Consider the following 17,630-nt stretch of genomic DNA (forward strand, 5'->3'; position numbering starts at 1 on the left):
CTCCCCCAACTCGGAGAATCGACCCCGCGGCCCAGGTGCGGGCCGCGGAAGATCGGCGATCTGGGACGGCACCCTACCCGGCGGTACCCGGCCCAGAAACCCTGGCGTTCGCGACGGTGAGACGGCGCCTGCGCCACAGCACCAGCGGCACCGCGCCCGCGAGCCCGAGCGCACCCGGAGCGGCGGCGCTGAGGTCCTGGTCGAAGGTGTCCGGCACCGGAAGCGTGGACCAGCGGGTGGGCGGCCAGGCGACCACGATGGCGCGGCCCACGACGTTGTCCACGGGCACGAAGCCCTTGTACTTGTCCTGCTGGTGGTAGCGGGAGTCCAGCGAGTTCTGCCGATGGTCACCCATGACCCAGATTTTGCCTTCGGGTACCTTCTTCTTGAACTGGCCCCCGAGGTCGTCCACGGTGCACGGGGTGTTGCCCGGGTACACGTAGGAAGACTCGTTCAGCGCCTTGCCGTTGACCTTCAGCGGGCCGGTGCCCTTGCACTCGATCGTGTCGCCGGCGACTCCGATGACGCGCTTGATCAGGTCCTTCTCCTCGGCGGACGGCATCAGGCCGATCCAACTGAGGCCCTTCTGGATCGCGTTCGGGTTCGGCGTGGGCTCGCCCGCCAGCCACTTGTCGGGGTCGTGGAAGACGACGACCTCGCCGCGCTCGGGCTCCGAACCGAACCACGGGGTCAGCTTGTCGACCAGGACGCGGTCACCCTGCTGGAGGGTGTTCTGCATCGAGTCGGAGGGGATCGAGAACGCCTGGACCAGGAAGGTCTTGATCAGCAGCGCGAGAACGAGCGCGATACCGATGAGCAGCGGGAGTTCTTTCCAGAAGGACCGCGGTTTCTTCGGCTGCGGGGCGGTTCCGTCGCCGTCCCGCTCGTCCCTGCCTCCATCACCACCGGAGTCACCACCGTTGTCACCTCCGGCGGTTACGTCGTCCTCTGCGGCCGGGGGGACCGACTCTTCGGGTCGTTCCGGTCGCTCCTCGGGGCCCTCGTGTCCGGACCGTGCGCCGACCGCCAAATCCCCCACATCCACTCCTCACTCCGTGCCGCCGCCTGCGACGGATGCGACGCAGGCCCACCACTCCCATAACGAGCGGGAGTTCCGCAGGGGTCGGGAGCGGGATCAATCCGTATCGATCCGCGGTGGCCACCCTATGCGACGCGCCGAGCACAACGCCCGCCCCACCGGGCGCGTCGGGCACGGAGGCATACGTTTCCGGCTCGTTGAGCCGGCTCCAGTGACCGATGGGCCAGGCGATGACCATGGCGCGGCCCACGACGTCCTCGGAGATGGTGCCGTTGTACTTCTCGGTGCGGTGATAGCGGGAGTCGGCGGAGTTGGAGCGGTGGTCGCCCATGACCCACAGGCGCCCCGCGGGCACCTTCACCTCGAAGGTGAGCGAGGAGGGCTTGTCGCCGGGGTTGATGTAGGGCTCGTTGAGCGGCATGCCGTTGACGGTCACGCGGCCCTGGGTGTCACAGCACTTGACGGTGTCACCGCCGACCGCGACGACCCGCTTGATCAGGTCCCGTTCGTTGTCGGAGGGCAGCAGGCCGATGAAGGTCAGCACCTCCTTGACCTGCTTGACGACGATGGGGTCGTCCGCCTTGGCCACCGGCTGTTCGTCCTCGAGCCATCCGCCGGGGTCCTTGAACACGACGACGTCGCCGCGCTCGGGCTTCGAGCCGAACCACGGCGTGAGCTTGTCGACGAGGACGCGGTCACCGATCCGGATCGTCTGCTCCATGGAACCCGACGGGATCACGAAGGCCTGGACGAGGAACGTCTTCAGGACGAGCGCTATCAGCAGGGCGACCCCTATCAGAAGGGGTATCTCCTTGATCGCCGAGCGCTGCCTGCGCCGCTTGACCCTGCGGGCGAGCTTGCGCCGCTCGGCCCGGCCCGGCATGACGGGGCCGCCGGTACGCCGTGTACCGGTGGGCAGGAGGTCCTCGGCGGCGCTGTGGGCGCCGCGGGGCTTGCCGCGGTTACCCATGGACACCGTCCGCGGTGCTCGGCCCGCTCGACGCTGGGGCGCTCGGCCCGCTCGATGCCGGGGCGCTGGCCCCTGTGGCGGCGGGCACGCGCGCGTAGCCGTCGGCGCGCCCCAGGCGGGTCCAGTGGCCGAGGGGCCAGGCGATCCAGTCGGCTCTGCCGATCACGTCGTCGAGGGGGATCATGCCGCCGCCCGGGGAGCCCAGGTGGTCGCGGGAGTCGCTGGAGTCACCGCGGTGGTCGCCGAGGACGAACAGAGTGCCGTCGGGCACCGCGACGTCGAAGGACACCTCTGACGGCTCGTCGCCCGGGAACAGAAACGTCGACTCGTCGACCGACCGGCCGTTCACCTCGATCCTCCCCTGCCTGTCGCAGCAGACCACATGGTCTCCCCCCACGCCGACGACACGCTTGATGTAGTCGGCGTCGCCGAAGTAACCGGTGCCGTCGAACACGACGACGTCACCGCGCCTCGGCTCAGCACCGAAACGGTACGCCAACTTATTTACGAGAACGCGGTCCCCGATCCTCAATCCGGGCTCCATCGAGCCACTGGGAATCTGGAACGGCTGGATCACGAAGCGGCTGAGCAGCAACAGAGAAAACAGACAGAACAGCACGGTCAGGGTGATCCGGCCCCCGGGCAGCCGGTCCGCGGCCCGGTCCACCAACGCGAAACGCGACCGTTCCTCCGTCCCCTCTGTGTCCGAGATCTCCTCGGATCCGGCGGGGTGGGAGGAGCGGTCGCGCTCCGTGTGCTGTGCTTCGGCGTCCATCGGGGCCAGATGCTATCCGGCCCTCATACGGAGCCCGTCGCGAGCGCTCAGTTGTCGCGCTTCTCCTTGATCTTCGCGGCCTTGCCGCGCAGGTCACGGAGGTAGTAGAGCTTCGCGCGACGCACGTCACCGCGGGTGACGAGCTCGATCTTCTCGACGATCGGGGTGTGCACCGGGAAGGTGCGCTCGACGCCGACGGAGAACGAGACCTTGCGGACCGTGAAGGTCTCGCGGACACCGGCGCCCTGGCGACGGATGACTACGCCCTTGAACTGCTGCACACGCGAGCGGTTGCCCTCGATGACGCGGACGTGGACGTTGACGGTGTCACCCGGGCGGAAGGCCGGGACGTCGCTGCGCAGCGACGCGGCGTCGACTGAGTCGAGCAGGTGAGACATGATCGTCTGCTTTCTTCGCCGATGCCACAGGTCATCAACGGAAGTCGGTGTTCCATAAGGGAGGCCGTGCGGGTCGGGGCGGGCGTCGTGTCCCCCTGTGGCAGGGGCGCACGCCGGACGACGTACAGCAGCCGCCTATTCTTCCACGGCCTCTGGCCTGCGCCAAAATCGGCCGTCGGGGCCGGGCTGCCAGCCGAGGATGGAGAGCATTTCGCGGTCCTTCTTGTCGAAGGCCGCGGGGTCGCAACGCTCGATGAGGTCCGGCCTGTTGGCCGTCGTGCGCTTCAGGGCCTCGTCCCGCCGCCAGCGGGCGATCTTCCCGTGGTGGCCGCTGAGCAGCACGTCCGGGATCCCGCGGTCGCGCCACTGGGGCGGCTTCGTGTAGACGGGCCCCTCCAGGAGGTTGGCCATGGCTCCCGGCGCGAAGGAGTCGTCCCGGTGCGACTCGGCGTTGCCGAGGACACCGGGCAGCAGCCGGGCCACGGCCTCCGTGACGACCAGGACGGCCGCCTCGCCGCCGGCCAGCACGTAGTCGCCGATGGACACCTCGTAGACGGGCATACGGGTCGCGTACTCGTCGATGACCCGCCGGTCGATGCCCTCGTAGCGGGCGGGCGTGAAGACCAGCCAGGGGCGCTCGGAGAGCTCGACGGCGAGCTCTTGGTCGAACGGACGCCCGCTGGGCGTGGGGACGACCAGGACGGGCCCGTGGGAGCCCGTCTCGAAGCCGTCCGCGAGGACGGAGTCCAGCGCGTCGCCCCAGGGGTCGGTCTTCATGACCATGCCGGGGCCGCCGCCGTACGGGGTGTCGTCGACCGTGTTGTGCCGGTCGTACGTCCACTGCCGAAGATCATGCACGTGCACATTCAGCTGTCCACGCGCGCGTGCCTTGCCGACGAGCGAGACGTTCAGGGGTTCCAGGTACTCGGGGAAGATCGTGAGGACGTCGAGCCGCATCACGCCTCGTCTCCCGCGGAGGTGTTCTCGTCACTCCTGGAGGTGTTCTCGTCATCCCCCGAGGAGTTCTCGGCGTCTCTGGAGGAGGCGATTTCCGCCCGGTCGTCGATCAGTCCGGGCGGCGGGTCGATGACCGCCCGCTGCTTCTCCAGGTCGATCTCGACGACGATCTCCTCGACGAACGGGATCAGCACCTCGGTCCCGTCGGCCCGCTCGACCACGAAGAGGTCCTGCGAGGGCAGGTGCGAGATCTCGGTGATCCGTCCGACCTCGGTGCCGTCCTCCAGGACGACGTCCAGGTCCATGAGCTGGTGGTCGTAGTACTCGTCCGGGTCCTCGGGCTTGTCGTCCGGGTCGACCTCGGCGATCAGCAGGGTGTTGCGCAGCGCCTCGGCGCCGTTGCGGTCGCGTACGCCCTCGAAGCGCAGCAGGAGGCGGCCGCTGTGCACCCGCCCCGTCTCGATGGTCAGCGGCCCGGCCGAGGCGGGGTCCGTGGCCAGGACGGCGCCGGGTCCGAGCCGCAGCTCCGGCTCGTCGGTACGTACCTCGACGGTGACCTCGCCCTTGATGCCATGGGCGCGGCCCACCCGCGCGACTACCAGCTGCACTTGCCTGATCTCCTGTCGTGTGGCTACGGCATTGCCGCGTAGACGACTACGGGCCGGGGACGGCCCAATGGCCCTCCCCGGCCCGAGCCGGTGCTGCTTTTACGTCAGCGGACGTGGTCCACGTCGACGAGGTCGACACGGACGCCGCGGCCGCCGATGGCGCCCACGACGGTGCGCAGGGCGCGTGCGGTGCGGCCGTTGCGGCCGATCACCTTACCGAGGTCGTCGGGGTGCACCCGGACCTCGAGAACGCGTCCGCGACGCAGGTTGCGCGAGGCGACCTGCACATCGTCCGGGTTGTCGACGATGCCCTTCACGAGGTGCTCGAGAGCCTCCTCGAGCATGCTCAGGCCTCGGTCGACGCGGACTCGGCGGAAGCCTCGTCCTTCTTCTCAGCCTTCTTCTTCTGGGTGATGGCCTCACCCTTGCCCTCGTCGTCGCCGCCCAGGGCGTCGAACGACGGGCGCGCGGCCTTCGGCTCGGCCACGAGCAGCGGCGCCGGGGCGGGCTCGCCCTTGTACTTCTGCCAGTCGCCGGTCAGCTTGAGAATGGCGAGCACGGGCTCGGTCGGCTGCGCGCCGACACCCAGCCAGTACTGCGCACGCTCGGAGTCGACCTCGATGCGCGAGGGGTTCTGCACCGGGTGGTACAGGCCGATCTCCTCGATGGCCCGGCCGTCACGGCGGGTACGGGAGTCGGCTACGACGATGCGGTAGTGAGGCGAACGGATCTTGCCCAGACGCTTCAGCTTGATCTTGACTGCCACTGGAGTGGTGTCTCCTGGTCTTGACGTGGTTGGGCACGACGAAATTGCCGCGTGGGGTTGCGGTACCCGAGTGCCCGATGGACGCGTCAGCCGGAGGAGAGAGGGGTCCTGTGCGGCTGTCGAGTACAGCTGGCCATTCTGCCACACCCTGACCGGCGCCTCGACCGGGGCAGCGCATGACCGGCCCGCGGCACGATCGGGCCCCACGCGGGTGTCGCCGTCGAGGTGGGCCGCTGCGCAACCCGGCATCCACGAGATGCCGCTGCGCTCTCCCGCACCACCCCGGCGGCACGACGGCCCGCCGCTACGACGACTGTCCGCTCAGCCCGCTGCGGCGCCGACCACCTCCGGGATACGGAACGGCTTCCCGCACCCTCCGCACACGATCGGCGCCTGGGCGAGGACCGACGGGACGACGCGGACGTTGCGTCCGCAGTCGCACACCGCCTTCACGCGCACGCCTCCTCCGGAGGAACCGTGCCGAGCGGCCGGGCCCCGGAAGCTGCGGGCCGTGTCCGCGGCGGTCGCGACCGTGTGCGCCTTGAGGGCGCGCTGCAGCCGCTCGATCGTCGGGCGGTAGCGCCGCTTCGCCTCGGGGTTGAGCGTGACCAGCGAGAAGCCACTGCTGGGATGCGGCTCCTCGGGGTGGTCCAGGCCCAGCTCCTCGGCGATCGCGAGGAATCTGCGGTTGTGGTACCGGCCGGCGCGGGAGGTGTCTCGGACACCTCGGGCGGCGGCGATGCCGTGGACTGCTTCGTGAAGCAGTCGTTCGAAGGAGAGCTCGTGCCCGCAGGCGGACGACGACTCTCCGATCAGGGACTCTGGCGCGGCAAGATCGGGCAGCTCGGGGTGGTGCCGCTGAATGTCGGCCCACGCCCCTGCCAGCTCTGCGGCGAGAACAGGTGGTGTCGTGCTCACGTAATGACAACGAGCCGGGGTGCCTCTGTGTTCCTATTCCGGGGCATCCCAAATAATTTGCACGTACCCGTCAGTTGCCGCTGATGCGTCCTGACGAGGGCGGGTGCGCTGATCTGCGGAGAAGCCTCACAGTTCACACCTAGCCGGTACGTAGTGACTCGTACGCCCCGGCCTGTAGACGGTGTCCGCGCGCCGGGGCACCTGCGGTCATCAGATGCGCAAGAGGCGTTTCGGTCCTTCTCGCGGCGGAATGCCGGGGCTCAGTAGGCGCGGGCCACGACTGCGACGTTACCGGGTGCGTCGTCGCTCCCGGGCACCGACCCGTCTTCCGCGACCAGACACCGTACGGTCACGGCGTGCGCCGCGAGCTCGGCCTCGCCCTCTTCGCCGAGGGTGACCCAGGGGACGCGCGCCCATCCGCCGGCGACGGCGGCCTCGATCGCCTCCCCGATCGTCGACACCTCGGACGTCCGGGACTCCCGCCGCTCGCGCGACTGAGTCAGCAGCAGGGCCTGGTCCTCCTCCAGAACGGCGGGCAGCAGCCGTACGAGGGAGTCGATCGCCACCGGCTCCTTTCCGCCGGGGATGCGGCGGGCCAGCATCGCGGTGCCGTTCTCCAGGTCACGGGGGCCGACCTCGATACGTACGGGCACGCCCTTGAGTTCCCAGTCGACGGCGCGGCGGCCGAACGGGGTGTCCGTCCGGTCGTCGACCCGGACGCGTACGCCCGCCGCCTTCAGCCGGTCGCCGATCTCGTGGACCTTGGCCAGAACCGCGTCGTCGCCCTTGATGGCGAGGACGACGGCCTGTACGGGGGCGAGGCGCGGCGGCACCCGCAACCCGCTGTCATCACCGTGCGACATGATCAGGCCACCCACCATACGGGTCGAGGACCCCCAGGAGGTCTGCCAGACGAGCTCCTCCCGGCCCTCCCTGGACAGGTACCGGGTGTTGAAGGCCTTCGCGAAGTTCTGACCCAACTCATGGCTGGTGCCCATCTGCAGGGCCTTGCCGTCACCCATCATCGCTTCGAGGGTGAGGGTGTTGACGGCCCCGGCGAACCGCTCGCGCGGGGTCTTCCGCCCCAGCACCACATCGATGCCCAGGACGTTCACCATGAAGTCGGCGTACACCTTCTCGTGGATGTGCGCGGCGTAGTCCCGGGCGTCCTCGTACGTGGCGTGGGCCGTGTGTCCCTCCTGCCACAGGAATTCGGTCGTACGGAGGAACACGCGCGGGCGCATCTCCCAACGGACCACGTTCGCCCACTGGTTGATCAGCAGCGGTAGGTCGCGGTAGCTCTGCACCCACTTGGAGAAGTAGTCGTTGACGATCGTCTCGGAGGTGGGGCGGACGACGACCGGCTCGTCCAGTTCCTTGCCTCCGGCGTGCGTGACGACGGCGAGCTCGGGGGCGAAGCCCTCGACGTGCTCGGCCTCCTTCGTCAGGTACGACTGCGGGATGAAGAGCGGGAAGTACGCGTTCTGGGCACCCGCCTCCTTGATCCGGGCGTCCATCTCCTGCTGCATCCGCTCCCACAGCCCGTAGCCGTACGGCCGGATGACCATCGTGCCGCGCACCGGACCGTTGTCGGCCAGCTCGGCCTTGCTGATCAGATCCTGGTACCAGCGCGGGAAGTCGTCCGCCCGAGGCGTGAGAACAGGTGCCTTTGCCATGGCGCGATGGTACGGGCACATGTTGCCGGTATGTGAATTTTTACGGCGCGCGCCGGTGGCACGCAAACCGGGCTCCGTAACCCCTGGACGCCACGACGAGCGCGGAGTTTCCTGGCATACGGGGGCGGAGTGCGCGCGCACTGCACGGGGGCGGAGAAACGGGGCACAAGAAGCAACTCTCGGCGGATTGGGGCGCTTTCGATGACACCTACGCTCGTGCGGCATCACCTACCTCACGCGGGGACCGTTCCCCGGGTGGATCCGTGGGCACGCGCGCGTGACTGGGCCGAGATTCAGGAGCGGATGCTCGTCCCGCTCTACGAGGCCGTGTACCAGCGGCTCGAAGTGGGCTCTGCCACCCGGTTGTTGGGGCTCGGCTGCGGATCCGGTCTCGCACTGCTGATGGCGGCCTCCCGAGATGCCCGGGTCACCGGTGTCGATGCCGGCGCGCCCGAGCGGCTGGCTCTCGCGCGGGAGCGGTTGCTGCCCGAGGCGTGGGGCACGCGTGCGCGTGCCGGGACCCGGCTGGTCGACGGGGAGCCGGCGGACCTCGCGTCCGGCGCGGGTGACTCGGGGACGGCCGCGTACAACCTGGTGACGGCCTTCGAGCCGATCGGGTGTGTGGGCGGAGACTCCGAAGGGCTGGGTGAGTTGCTGGCGGAGGTGCGTCCGCTTGTGGGGCGGGGGGTTCCTGTGGTGCTCGCGGGGTGGGGGCCGCCGGAGCGGTGCGCCACCGCCTCGGTGCTGCGGGTCGCCACGAAGCTGGCGGATCCGCTGCGGAGGGCGGGGAGTTGGCGGCCTGCCCTTCGGGACGATCTGGAGGAGGTCGCCCAGCGGGCCGGGCTTCGGCCCGACGGGTCGGGGCGGGTTGCCTGTCCCTTCGGGTACGCCGATGTGGGCAATGCGGTTCGGGGGTTGCTCTCCACGGGGCTGTTCGACGCTGCCGTCGCTGCGACGGATCAGGCGCAGGTCGACAAGGAGCTCCGCGAGGCGCTGCATCCCCACAAGCGCCGTGACGGAACGGTATGGATGCCGAACATCTTCCGCTACCTGATCACCCGCACGCCCTGACCAAATGTCTCCCGCCCCCGCCGCCCCTACCCGTTCCCATCCCCTGGGGGCTCCGCCCCCAGACCCCCGTATCGCGCTCCGCGCTCGTCCTCAAACGCCGGACAGGCTAATAGTCAGCCCCTCCGGCGTTTGAGGAGCGGGGGTTCGGGGGCGGAGCCCCCGAGTAGTGACGGGAATGGGTAGGGGCGGCGGGGGCGAAAGAAGCCCTCAGTCGCCCTTCGTCAGGCGCGTGACCCCCGCGACCCGATACGCGTCCGCCTCGTCCAACGTCTCGTTCTCCAGGAGCGCCGCCGCGAGGGCGTCGAGTTGGGCGCGGTGGGCGCGGAGCTTGCCGCACGCCTCCTCGTAGCACTCGTCCACGATCCGCCGCATCTCGTGCTCGATCGTGTCGAGGGTCTCAGGCGCGGCGGAGAGCCCGTACGCCTGCTGGGCATCACCCGGAAGGGCGGAGAGACGGCCGACGCGTTCGCTCATGCCCCAGCGCGCGACCATGCCCCGGGCGATGTTGGTGACCTGCTCAAGGTCGTTCTCGGCACCGGTCGTGACCACGTCGAAGACGACATGTTCCGCCGCCATGCCACCCAGGGCCCCGATGATCCGGCCGCGCAGATACTCCTCCGTGTACGCGTACCGATCGGCGTCGGGGGTGGAGAGCGTGACCCCCAGCGCCCGCCCGCGCGGCACGATGGTGACCTTGCGGACCGGATCGGCGCCGGGCTGCAGCATGCCCAGGAGGGCGTGCCCGCTCTCGTGGTAGGCCGTGCGCCGCCGCTCCTCCTCCGGCATGACCAGCGGCCGTTCCGCGCCCAGCTGCACCTTCTCCAGCGCCTCCGACAGGTCGCTCCGGGTGACCTGGGACTGCTTGCGCTTCACCGCGAGCAGCGCCCCCTCGTTCGCCAGGTTGGCCAGCTCCGCACCGGTCATGCCAGGCGTCGTACGGGCGATCTGGCCGAGGTCGACGTCCGGCGCGAGCGGGATCTCCCGGGTGTGGATCTCCAGGATCGCCTCGCGGCCGGCGCGGTCGGGAGGCGAGACGGTGACGACCCGGTCGAAGCGGCCGGGCCGGGTCAGCGCGGGGTCCAGGACGTCGGCCCGGTTCGTCGCCGCGATGACGATCACGCCCTCGGATCCTGAGAAGCCGTCCATCTCGGTGAGGATCTGGTTCAGCGTCTGCTCGCGCTCGTCGTGGCCGCCCATGCCGGAACCGCCGGCCCGGGCCCGTCCGATGGTGTCGATCTCGTCGATGAAGATGATCGAAGGAGCGACCTTGCGGGCCTCCGCGAACAACTCCCGTACGCGCGAGGCACCGACGCCCACGATCATCTCGATGAACTCCGAGGCGGAGGCCGAGAAGAACGGCACTCCCGCCTCCCCGGCGACAGCCCGCGCGAGCAGCGTCTTGCCTGTCCCGGGCGCGCCCGCGAGCAGCACCCCGCGTGGCATCTTCGCGCCCATCCTGCGGTAGGCGTCCGGGTTCTTCAGGAAGTCGACCACGTCGTTGAGCTCGCCCTCGACCTCGTCGATACCGGCCACGTCCGCGAACGTCGTGCGCTCGGCGCCGGGCTGCAGTTCGACCGGCTTGGGCGGTGCCTTGCGGCCGAGCATGCCGCCGGCGCCGCCGAGGCCCCCGCGCATCCGCCGGGCGATGAAGATCCACAGGACGACCAGCAGGAGCATCGGCGCCAGCGAGATCAGCAGGTTGGCCAGGAGGCTGCGCTGCTGGACCACCGGCTCGGCCGTCACGGTGACGTTGTGCTTGTCCAGCTGTTCCCAGAGCTGGTCGTCGGCGAAGACCGGGCGCTGGGTCTTGAACTTGGTGTACTTCCCGTCGTCCCCGGGTTTGTCCTGCGCCTTCTTGAGCTGGCCCTGGATCGCGTCGCCCTTGGAGTAGATCTTGGTGACGTTGCCGTCGTCGACCTGCTTGCTGAACTCCGTGTACGAGATCGTCGGTTCGTCGCCCTCGTTGAAGAGGGACAGCCCGAGGTAGCAGATGAGGAAGACGATCAGGGCGGTGAGGGCCAGGCCCCACCAGCCGCCGCGCATCCGCCTCCCACCCGGCGACGGCTTCGGCGGCTCCTCCTCCGGAGTGCCCTCGGAGCGCCACGGCCGGTCGGGGGTCTTGCGCGGCGGCACAGGGTTGCTCATATGCGGACGTTACGACACGAAGGCCGCACCAGCATGCGCGCGAAGGGCCGACTCCGGCTCCGGCGCCAGAGCCGGCACCCGCACCCGCACCCGCACAAACGAGGCTGGGGGCGCCCTTCCAAAGAAGGGCGCCCCCAGCCTCGTACCGAAAAGTCGTCAGCCCATGAACTTCTTGAACTCGTCCGGCAGCTCGAAGTCCTGCGGCTGCTGCTGGCCGCCCGGCAGGCCGAAGGCGCCGCCGGCCTGGCCCGCTGCCTCGCGGCGTGCGGCGGCCTCTTCCTCCTGCTGCTTTCGCTTCATCGGGTTGCCGGAGCGCTGCTTGCCCTTGGCCTTCTTGGGCTGCTTCTTCGAGCGGCCGGCGCCACCACCGGTGCCCGGCATCCCGGGCATGCCCGGCATCCCGCCGCCCTGGGCCATGCGGGACATCATCTTGCGGGCCTCGAAGAACCGCTCGACCAGGCCCTTGACCGCGCTGACCTCGACACCGGAACCCTTGGCGATACGGGCACGGCGCGAGCCGTTGATGATCGTCGGCTCCTGGCGCTCGCCCGGCGTCATCGACTTGATGATGGCGGCCGTGCGGTCGACGTCACGCTCGTCGAGGTTGTTGATCTGGTCCTTGATCTGACCCATGCCTGGGAGCATGCCGAGCAGCTTGGAGATGGAGCCCATCTTCCTGACCTGCTCCATCTGGGCCAGGAAGTCGTCGAGCGTGAAGTCCTGGCCCTTCTTGGAGGCCAGCTTCTCGGCCATCTGCTCGGCCTCTTGCTGCGAGAAGGTCTGCTCGGCCTTCTCGATCAGCGTGAGCATGTCGCCCATGCCGAGGATGCGGGACGCCATGCGGTCCGGGTGGAACGCGTCGAAGTCGTCCAGCTTCTCGCCGTTCGAGGCGAACATGACCTGGCGGCCGGTGACGTGCGCGATGGAGAGAGCGGCACCACCACGGGCGTCGCCGTCGAGCTTGGAGAGGACCACGCCGTCGAAGCCGACGCCGTCACGGAAGGCCTCGGCGGTGTTGACCGCGTCCTGGCCGACCATCGCGTCGACGACGAAGAGGATCTCGTCCGGCGAGACCGCGTCGCGGATGTCCGCGGCCTGCTGCATCAGCTCCTGGTCGATACCGAGGCGGCCGGCGGTGTCGACGATGACGACGTCGTGCTGCTTCTGCTTCGCGTACTCGATGGAGTCCTTGGCGACCTGGACCGGGTCACCGACGCCGTTGCCCGGCTGGGGGGCGTAGACGCCGACCCCGGCGCGCTCGGCGACGACGCTCAGCTGGGTCACCGCGTTCGGGCGCTGGAGGTCGCAGGCGACCAGCAGCGGGGCGTGCCCCTGGCCCTGGAGCCACTTGCCGAGCTTTCCGGCGAGCGTGGTCTTACCGGCACCCTGCAGACCCGCGAGCATGATCACGGTCGGCGGCTGCTTGGCGAAGCGCAGCCGACGGGTCTCGCCGCCGAGGATGCCGACGAGCTCCTCGTTGACGATCTTGATGACCTGCTGGGCGGGGTTCAGTGCCTGCGACACCTCGGCCCCGAGGGCCCTCTCCTTGACCTGCTTGATGAAGGCCCGCACGACCGGGAGCGCGACATCCGCCTCCAGCAGGGCGATACGGATCTCGCGCGCGGTGGCGTCGATGTCCGCCTCGGACAGGCGCCCCTTGCCGCGAAGGTTCTTGAATGTCGCTGCGAGGCGATCGGAGAGAGTGTCGAACACGGCGGTCGCGAATCCTCAAGTAGGGGGCAGGGGGGCAGGTCCGCCCTCCAGGGTATCTGTCCGCGCCAGGAAGGGTCTCCACCCCGTCACAGGGTTCCGGGCCCGCGCCCCTGAAGGGGCGCGGGGAACTGCGCGATCAGCCACTGGCGGCCCGCAGGCATCGAACGACCTTCCCGCACGACACTCACTCCCGCAACGTGTCTTCCAACGCCCGGGCAAGCGAAGCCGCCTGCTCCCCCGGCAACGGCGCCCCCTCGGGCCCCGTCACATAGAACGCGTCCACCGCGTTCGCACCCAGCGTGGACACGTGCGCACTACGGACACGCACCTGCGCCTGCTCCAGCGCCCGCCCGATCCGGTGCAGCAGCCCAGGCGCGTCATGGGCGCGCACCTCGATGACGGTGGCGAGCCGGGACGCGGCGGAGGCCACGGTCACCCGGGCGGGCGGCGCCACGATCCCCCGCCGGCGCGGATACGCGGCGTCCCGCTCGGCGAGACGCCCTGCGATGTCGAGGGACCCGTCCAGGGCGCGTACGAGATCGGCGCGCAGCCGGGCGGCCTGCGGCAGTGAGCCGTACTCGGCGGCGACCCGCCAGTCGAGGAGCAGCACGGAGCCGGAGACGCCGTCGGGCAGGTCCAGCGCCCGCAGCTCAGCCGTGCGCACGGTGAGCCGGTGCATGGCGAGGACGCCCGCGACGGCCGGGAGGACGCCCTTCTGGTCCGGTACCGCGATGAGCAGTTCCACACCGAGGGGCTCCGGGTCGCCGGACGGTTCCTCGGCGGGCGGTTCGGCCGGCGGCTCGGTCTGGGCGCGCAGCGCGAGTACGGGTCCGCCGGTGCGGAACGCCTCGATGGCGAGCCGCTCCTGTTCGGCGGTGGGCGCTGCGGCCTCGGGCTCCTCGGGGGTGTCCCCGGCGAGCACGGCGGAGACCCGCTTGACCAGGTCGGCGACGAGGGAGGCGCGCCACGAGGACCAGGCGGCGGGCCCGGTGGCCAGCGCGTCGGCCTCGGTCAGCGCGTGCAGCAGCTCCAGCGTGCCCTGCGAGCCGACCGCCTCGGCGACCGAGCGCACGGTGGCCGGGTCCTCCAGGTCGCGCCGGGTCGCCGTCTCGACGAGCAGCAGGTGATGACGTACGAGTGTGGCGAGCACGGCCACGTCCGAGCGGTCGAAGCCGATCCGGGCGGCCACGTCCCGCGCGATGATCTCGCCGGCCACGGAGTGGTCGCCGGGCCAGCCCTTGCCGATGTCGTGCAGCAGGGCGGAGACCAGCAGCAGGTCGGGGCGGTGGACGCGGCGGGTGAACTCCGCGGCGCGGACGGCCGTCTCGATCAGGTGGCGGTCGACGGTCCAGATGTGGACGGCGTTGCGCTGCGGGCGGCAGCGGACGCGCTCCCAGTCGGGCAGCAGCCGGGTGATCAGGCCCTCCGCCTCCAGTGCCTCCCAGACCTCGATGGTCGAGGGGCCCGAGCCGAGCAGCGTGACGAGCTGCTCGCGGGCCTCGGCGGGCCAGGGCGTGGGCAGCGGGCGGACCCCGGCGGCCATGCGGCGGACCGCGTGCAGGGAGAGGGGCAGACCCGCCTGGGCGGCCGCGGCGGCGGCGCGCAGCGGCAGCACGGGGTCGCGGTCGGGGCGGGCGGCGCGGGCGAGGACGACCTCGCCGTCCTGCTCGACGACTCCCTCGGCCAGCGGTGAACGCTCGGCGGTCGGCTTGCCGCCGCCCAGCATGGCGCGCAGCCGCGGCCGCACGGCGCGCGACCGAAGCACACGCCCCACCTCGCGCCAGGTGACATCACTGGCGTACGAGACGACGCGGGCGGCCTCGTACACCTGGCGCAGCAGTGTGTCGGCGTCGAGCAGGCCGAGTTCGGCGGCGACCTGGTCCTGCTCCTGGAGGGAGAGGCGGTCGGTGGCGCGGCCGGTGGCGAGGTGCAGGGCGTCACGGACGTCGAGGAGGCGCCTGCGGGCGTCGGCGAGGCCCTCGCGCGGGGCGTCGGCGAGCCAGGAGGCGGCGACGGCGCGCAGCGCGGTGTCGTCGCGCAGGCCGCCGCGGGCCTCCTTGAGGTCGGGTTCGAGGAGGAACTGCAACTCGCCCTGGCGCTCGGCGCGTTCGGCGCACAGTTCCTGGAGTTCGGGGAGACGTTTCGGCGCCTGGTTGCGCCAGTCGGCGAGGACGGCCGTGCGCAGTCCTGCGGTGAGGCCGAGGTCGCCTGCGAGATGCCGGGCGTCCAGCAGTCCGAGCTGGACCTTGAGGTCCTCGCCCGCGACCTTGCGTGCCTCGGCGGGCGTACGGACGGAGTGGTCGAGGTCGAGGCCGAGGTCCCAGACCGGGTACCAGATGCGGTCGGCGAGGGAGGCCACCGCGCCGGAGTCGGCGCTGCCGTCGTGCAGGAGCAGCAGGTCGAGGTCGCTGCGCGGGGAGAGCTCGCCGCGGCCGTAGCCGCCGACGGCGACGAGCGAGATGCCGCGCAGTTCGCCGGCGCCCGCGTCGAACAGACCGGACAGCCAGTCGTCGGTCAGTTCGGCGAGGGCCGCACGGCGCGGCGGCCCGGACCGCGCCCCCTCCTGGAGGAGGCGCAGCCGGGCCGCCGCATAGCCGCTGGGTCCCGAGTCCTCTGCTTCCGTACGCACGTCCGTACTCGTCACCCAGTGGCTCCTGTTCTTGTTCTGCCTACAGCGCGTCGGGTCCGCGCTCGCCGGTCCGGACCCGGACCGCCGTCTCGACCGGGACGGACCAGACCTTGCCGTCCCCGATCTTGCCGGTACGGGCCGCCTTCACGATGACGTCGAGCAGCTGCTCGGCGTCGTCGTCCTCGACCAGCACCTCGATGCGGATCTTGGGAACGAGGTCGACGGTGTACTCGGCACCGCGGTAGACCTCGGTGTGCCCCCGCTGACGACCGTAACCGCTCGCCTCGGTGACCGTGAGGCCGTGGACGCCGAAGGCCTGGAGGGCCTCCTTGATCTCGTCGAGCCGGTGGGGCTTCACGACGGCGGTGATGAGCTTCATGCGTCCACCTTCTTGGCCGGAGTGCCCTGGGCCGGGGAGGGTGCGGCGCTGAAGGACGCGCCGCCGCCGCCACCGCTGAAGTCGTATGCGGTCTCGGCGTGCTCGGCCTGGTCGATGCCCGCGATCTCGTCGTCCTCGGAGACGCGCATCCCGATCGTCTTGTCGATCAGGAAAGCGAGCACCGCGGAGGCCACGAGGGAGTAGGCGAGGACCGCGAAGACACCGGCGCACTGCTTCCAGAACTGGTCGAGGCCGCCGCCGTAGAAGAGGCCCGCCACGTCGGACTGGCCGCCACCGGTGGCGAAGAAGCCGATCAGCAGGGAGCCGACGACACCGCCGACGAGGTGGACGCCGACGACGTCGAGCGAGTCGTCGTAGCCGAACTTGTACTTCAGGCCGACGGCCATGGCGCAGAGGATGCCCGCGATGGCACCGACGGCGATCGCGCCGAGCGGGGAGACCGCACCACCCGACGGGGTGATGGCGACCAGACCGGCGACCGCGCCGGAGGCGGCACCGAGCGTGGTGAACGCGCCGTGGCGGATCTTCTCGTAGGCGAGCCAGGCCAGCATGGCCGCGGCGGTGGCGATCTGCGTGTTGATGAACATCAGCGCGCCGACGCCGTCGTCGTTGCCGAGCCAGGAGCCGGCGTTGAATCCGAACCAGCCGAACCACAGCAGACCGGCGCCGAGCATGACCAGCGGCAGGCTGTGCGGGCGCATCGGGTCCCTCTTGAAGCCGACGCGCTTGCCGATCACGAGGATCACACCGAGTGCCGCGGCACCCGCGTTGATGTGGACCGCCGTACCACCGGCGAAGTCGATGACGCCGAGCTCGAAGGCCCAGCCGCCAGCGCCCCAGACCCAGTGCGCGACCGGAAAGTAGACGACCGTGGCCCACAGGGCGACGAACAGCGCCCAGCCCGTGAACTTCACCCGGTCCGCGACGGCGCCGCTGATCAGGGCGGGCGTGATGATCGCGAACATCAGCTGGAAGACGGCGAAGACGTAGATCGGGATGGTGTAGCCGTCCCAGAGCTGCGTGATGCCGATTCCGCTGAGGCCCACGTAGTCCGAGGACCAGCCGATGATGCTGCCCGAGTCGGTGCCGAAGGCGAGCGAGAAGCCGTAGAGCACCCACAGGATGGTGACGATCCCCATGCTGATGAAGCTCATCATCAACATGTTCAGGGTGCTCTTGACCCGGACCATGCCTCCGTAGAAGAAGGCGAGTCCGGGAGTCATGATCAGCACCAGGGCGGAACAGATGAGCATGAACCCGGTGTTGGCGGCAGACAGCGTGGGAGCGTCTGCGGCAAGCGTGATGGCTGGTGCCATCGGCGTCTCCTCGTCGTTTGGTACGGCCCCGTGCGGGCGAAGCCATGAGCGGTTATGAGGGGTGGGCCGGTTATGCGCCAGAGATTGGCGCAGCGCCGTTTCGACCGGCACCCCTCGATGTTTCGCCGCAGTGACGAAGAGGTCCTGTGTGTTACGCGTCGATGAACTGGCTGATGCCGGTCCGCGCGATCGTTATCGTGGCGCAACCTTCACTGAAGGTATGGAACCGGCCGCGGCCGGCCGTCCGAT

16 protein-coding genes are annotated in these 17,630 nt (G+C 70.1%); 1 reads left to right on the forward strand and 15 read right to left on the reverse strand.

Annotation, left to right across the window (positions count from 1 at the left end; all coding sequences use genetic code 11):
* Nucleotides 1–73: 73 nt before the first annotated feature.
* From lepB (JEQ17_RS14370) to proS, 10 genes are all read right to left on the reverse strand, one after another.
* Nucleotides 74–1,039, reverse strand: a complete 966-nt coding sequence (lepB, locus tag JEQ17_RS14370; protein ID WP_200395631.1) for a signal peptidase I — start codon at nucleotides 1,037–1,039, stop codon at nucleotides 74–76.
* The gene (gene lepB / locus JEQ17_RS14375; RefSeq protein ID WP_200395632.1) at nucleotides 924–2,009 is read right to left on the reverse strand and encodes a signal peptidase I; all 1,086 of its coding nucleotides are present in this window, start codon (nucleotides 2,007–2,009) and stop codon (nucleotides 924–926) included. The genes lepB (JEQ17_RS14370) and lepB (JEQ17_RS14375) overlap by 116 nt, the downstream gene beginning before the upstream one ends.
* Nucleotides 2,002–2,784 carry a signal peptidase I gene (gene lepB, locus JEQ17_RS14380; protein ID WP_200395633.1) on the reverse strand — a complete coding sequence of 261 codons (783 nt, stop codon included), beginning with the start codon at nucleotides 2,782–2,784 and terminating at the stop codon, nucleotides 2,002–2,004. The genes lepB (JEQ17_RS14375) and lepB (JEQ17_RS14380) overlap by 8 nt, the downstream gene beginning before the upstream one ends.
* A gap of 47 nt (nucleotides 2,785–2,831) precedes the next feature.
* The gene (gene rplS, locus JEQ17_RS14385; RefSeq protein WP_200395634.1) at nucleotides 2,832–3,182 is read right to left on the reverse strand and encodes a 50S ribosomal protein L19; all 351 of its coding nucleotides are present in this window, start codon (nucleotides 3,180–3,182) and stop codon (nucleotides 2,832–2,834) included.
* A gap of 135 nt (nucleotides 3,183–3,317) precedes the next feature.
* Nucleotides 3,318–4,139 (reverse strand): tRNA (guanosine(37)-N1)-methyltransferase TrmD, encoded by an 822-nt coding sequence (gene trmD, locus JEQ17_RS14390; RefSeq protein ID WP_200395635.1) that lies wholly within the window; start codon nucleotides 4,137–4,139, stop codon nucleotides 3,318–3,320.
* Nucleotides 4,139–4,747, reverse strand: coding sequence for a ribosome maturation factor RimM (rimM, locus tag JEQ17_RS14395; RefSeq protein ID WP_200395636.1), 609 nt, complete (start codon nucleotides 4,745–4,747; stop codon nucleotides 4,139–4,141). The genes trmD and rimM overlap by 1 nt, the downstream gene beginning before the upstream one ends.
* 104 nt (nucleotides 4,748–4,851) lie before the next feature.
* The gene (locus JEQ17_RS14400; RefSeq protein WP_003973401.1) at nucleotides 4,852–5,091 is read right to left on the reverse strand and encodes an RNA-binding protein; all 240 of its coding nucleotides are present in this window, start codon (nucleotides 5,089–5,091) and stop codon (nucleotides 4,852–4,854) included.
* 2 nt (nucleotides 5,092–5,093) lie between these two features.
* Complete coding sequence (rpsP, locus tag JEQ17_RS14405) at nucleotides 5,094–5,513, reverse strand: 30S ribosomal protein S16 (protein ID WP_200395637.1); 420 nt, start codon at nucleotides 5,511–5,513, stop codon at nucleotides 5,094–5,096.
* Between the two features lie 321 nt (nucleotides 5,514–5,834).
* A complete protein-coding gene (locus tag JEQ17_RS14410) occupies nucleotides 5,835–6,431 on the reverse strand; it encodes a hypothetical protein (protein ID WP_107021810.1) in 597 nt (198 codons plus the stop codon).
* A 260-nt stretch (nucleotides 6,432–6,691) separates the two neighbouring features.
* Nucleotides 6,692–8,107 (reverse strand): proline--tRNA ligase, encoded by a 1,416-nt coding sequence (gene proS / locus JEQ17_RS14415; RefSeq protein WP_200395638.1) that lies wholly within the window; start codon nucleotides 8,105–8,107, stop codon nucleotides 6,692–6,694.
* A gap of 201 nt (nucleotides 8,108–8,308) precedes the next feature.
* Here proS and JEQ17_RS14420 point away from each other — a divergent pair, with 201 nt between their 5' ends.
* The gene (locus JEQ17_RS14420; protein WP_200395639.1) at nucleotides 8,309–9,178 is read left to right on the forward strand and encodes an SAM-dependent methyltransferase; all 870 of its coding nucleotides are present in this window, start codon (nucleotides 8,309–8,311) and stop codon (nucleotides 9,176–9,178) included.
* A 207-nt stretch (nucleotides 9,179–9,385) separates the two neighbouring features.
* Here JEQ17_RS14420 and ftsH read toward each other — a convergent pair whose 3' ends face one another.
* From ftsH to JEQ17_RS14445, 5 genes are all read right to left on the reverse strand, one after another.
* Nucleotides 9,386–11,323 carry an ATP-dependent zinc metalloprotease FtsH gene (gene ftsH, locus JEQ17_RS14425; RefSeq protein ID WP_200395640.1) on the reverse strand — a complete coding sequence of 646 codons (1,938 nt, stop codon included), beginning with the start codon at nucleotides 11,321–11,323 and terminating at the stop codon, nucleotides 9,386–9,388.
* Between the two features lie 156 nt (nucleotides 11,324–11,479).
* Nucleotides 11,480–13,036, reverse strand: a complete 1,557-nt coding sequence (gene ffh, locus JEQ17_RS14430; protein WP_200395641.1) for a signal recognition particle protein — start codon at nucleotides 13,034–13,036, stop codon at nucleotides 11,480–11,482.
* Between the two features lie 184 nt (nucleotides 13,037–13,220).
* Nucleotides 13,221–15,680, reverse strand: coding sequence for a [protein-PII] uridylyltransferase (locus tag JEQ17_RS14435; protein WP_200395642.1), 2,460 nt, complete (start codon nucleotides 15,678–15,680; stop codon nucleotides 13,221–13,223).
* 25 nt (nucleotides 15,681–15,705) lie between these two features.
* Nucleotides 15,706–16,044, reverse strand: a complete 339-nt coding sequence (locus JEQ17_RS14440; RefSeq protein ID WP_055510557.1) for a P-II family nitrogen regulator — start codon at nucleotides 16,042–16,044, stop codon at nucleotides 15,706–15,708.
* Nucleotides 16,041–17,381 carry an ammonium transporter gene (locus JEQ17_RS14445; RefSeq protein WP_200395643.1) on the reverse strand — a complete coding sequence of 447 codons (1,341 nt, stop codon included), beginning with the start codon at nucleotides 17,379–17,381 and terminating at the stop codon, nucleotides 16,041–16,043. The genes JEQ17_RS14440 and JEQ17_RS14445 overlap by 4 nt, the downstream gene beginning before the upstream one ends.
* Nucleotides 17,382–17,630 lie beyond the last annotated feature (249 nt).

It is taken from the genome of Streptomyces liliifuscus (genome assembly GCF_016598615.1).
Taxonomy (GTDB): Bacteria; Actinomycetota; Actinomycetes; order Streptomycetales; family Streptomycetaceae; genus Streptomyces; species Streptomyces liliifuscus.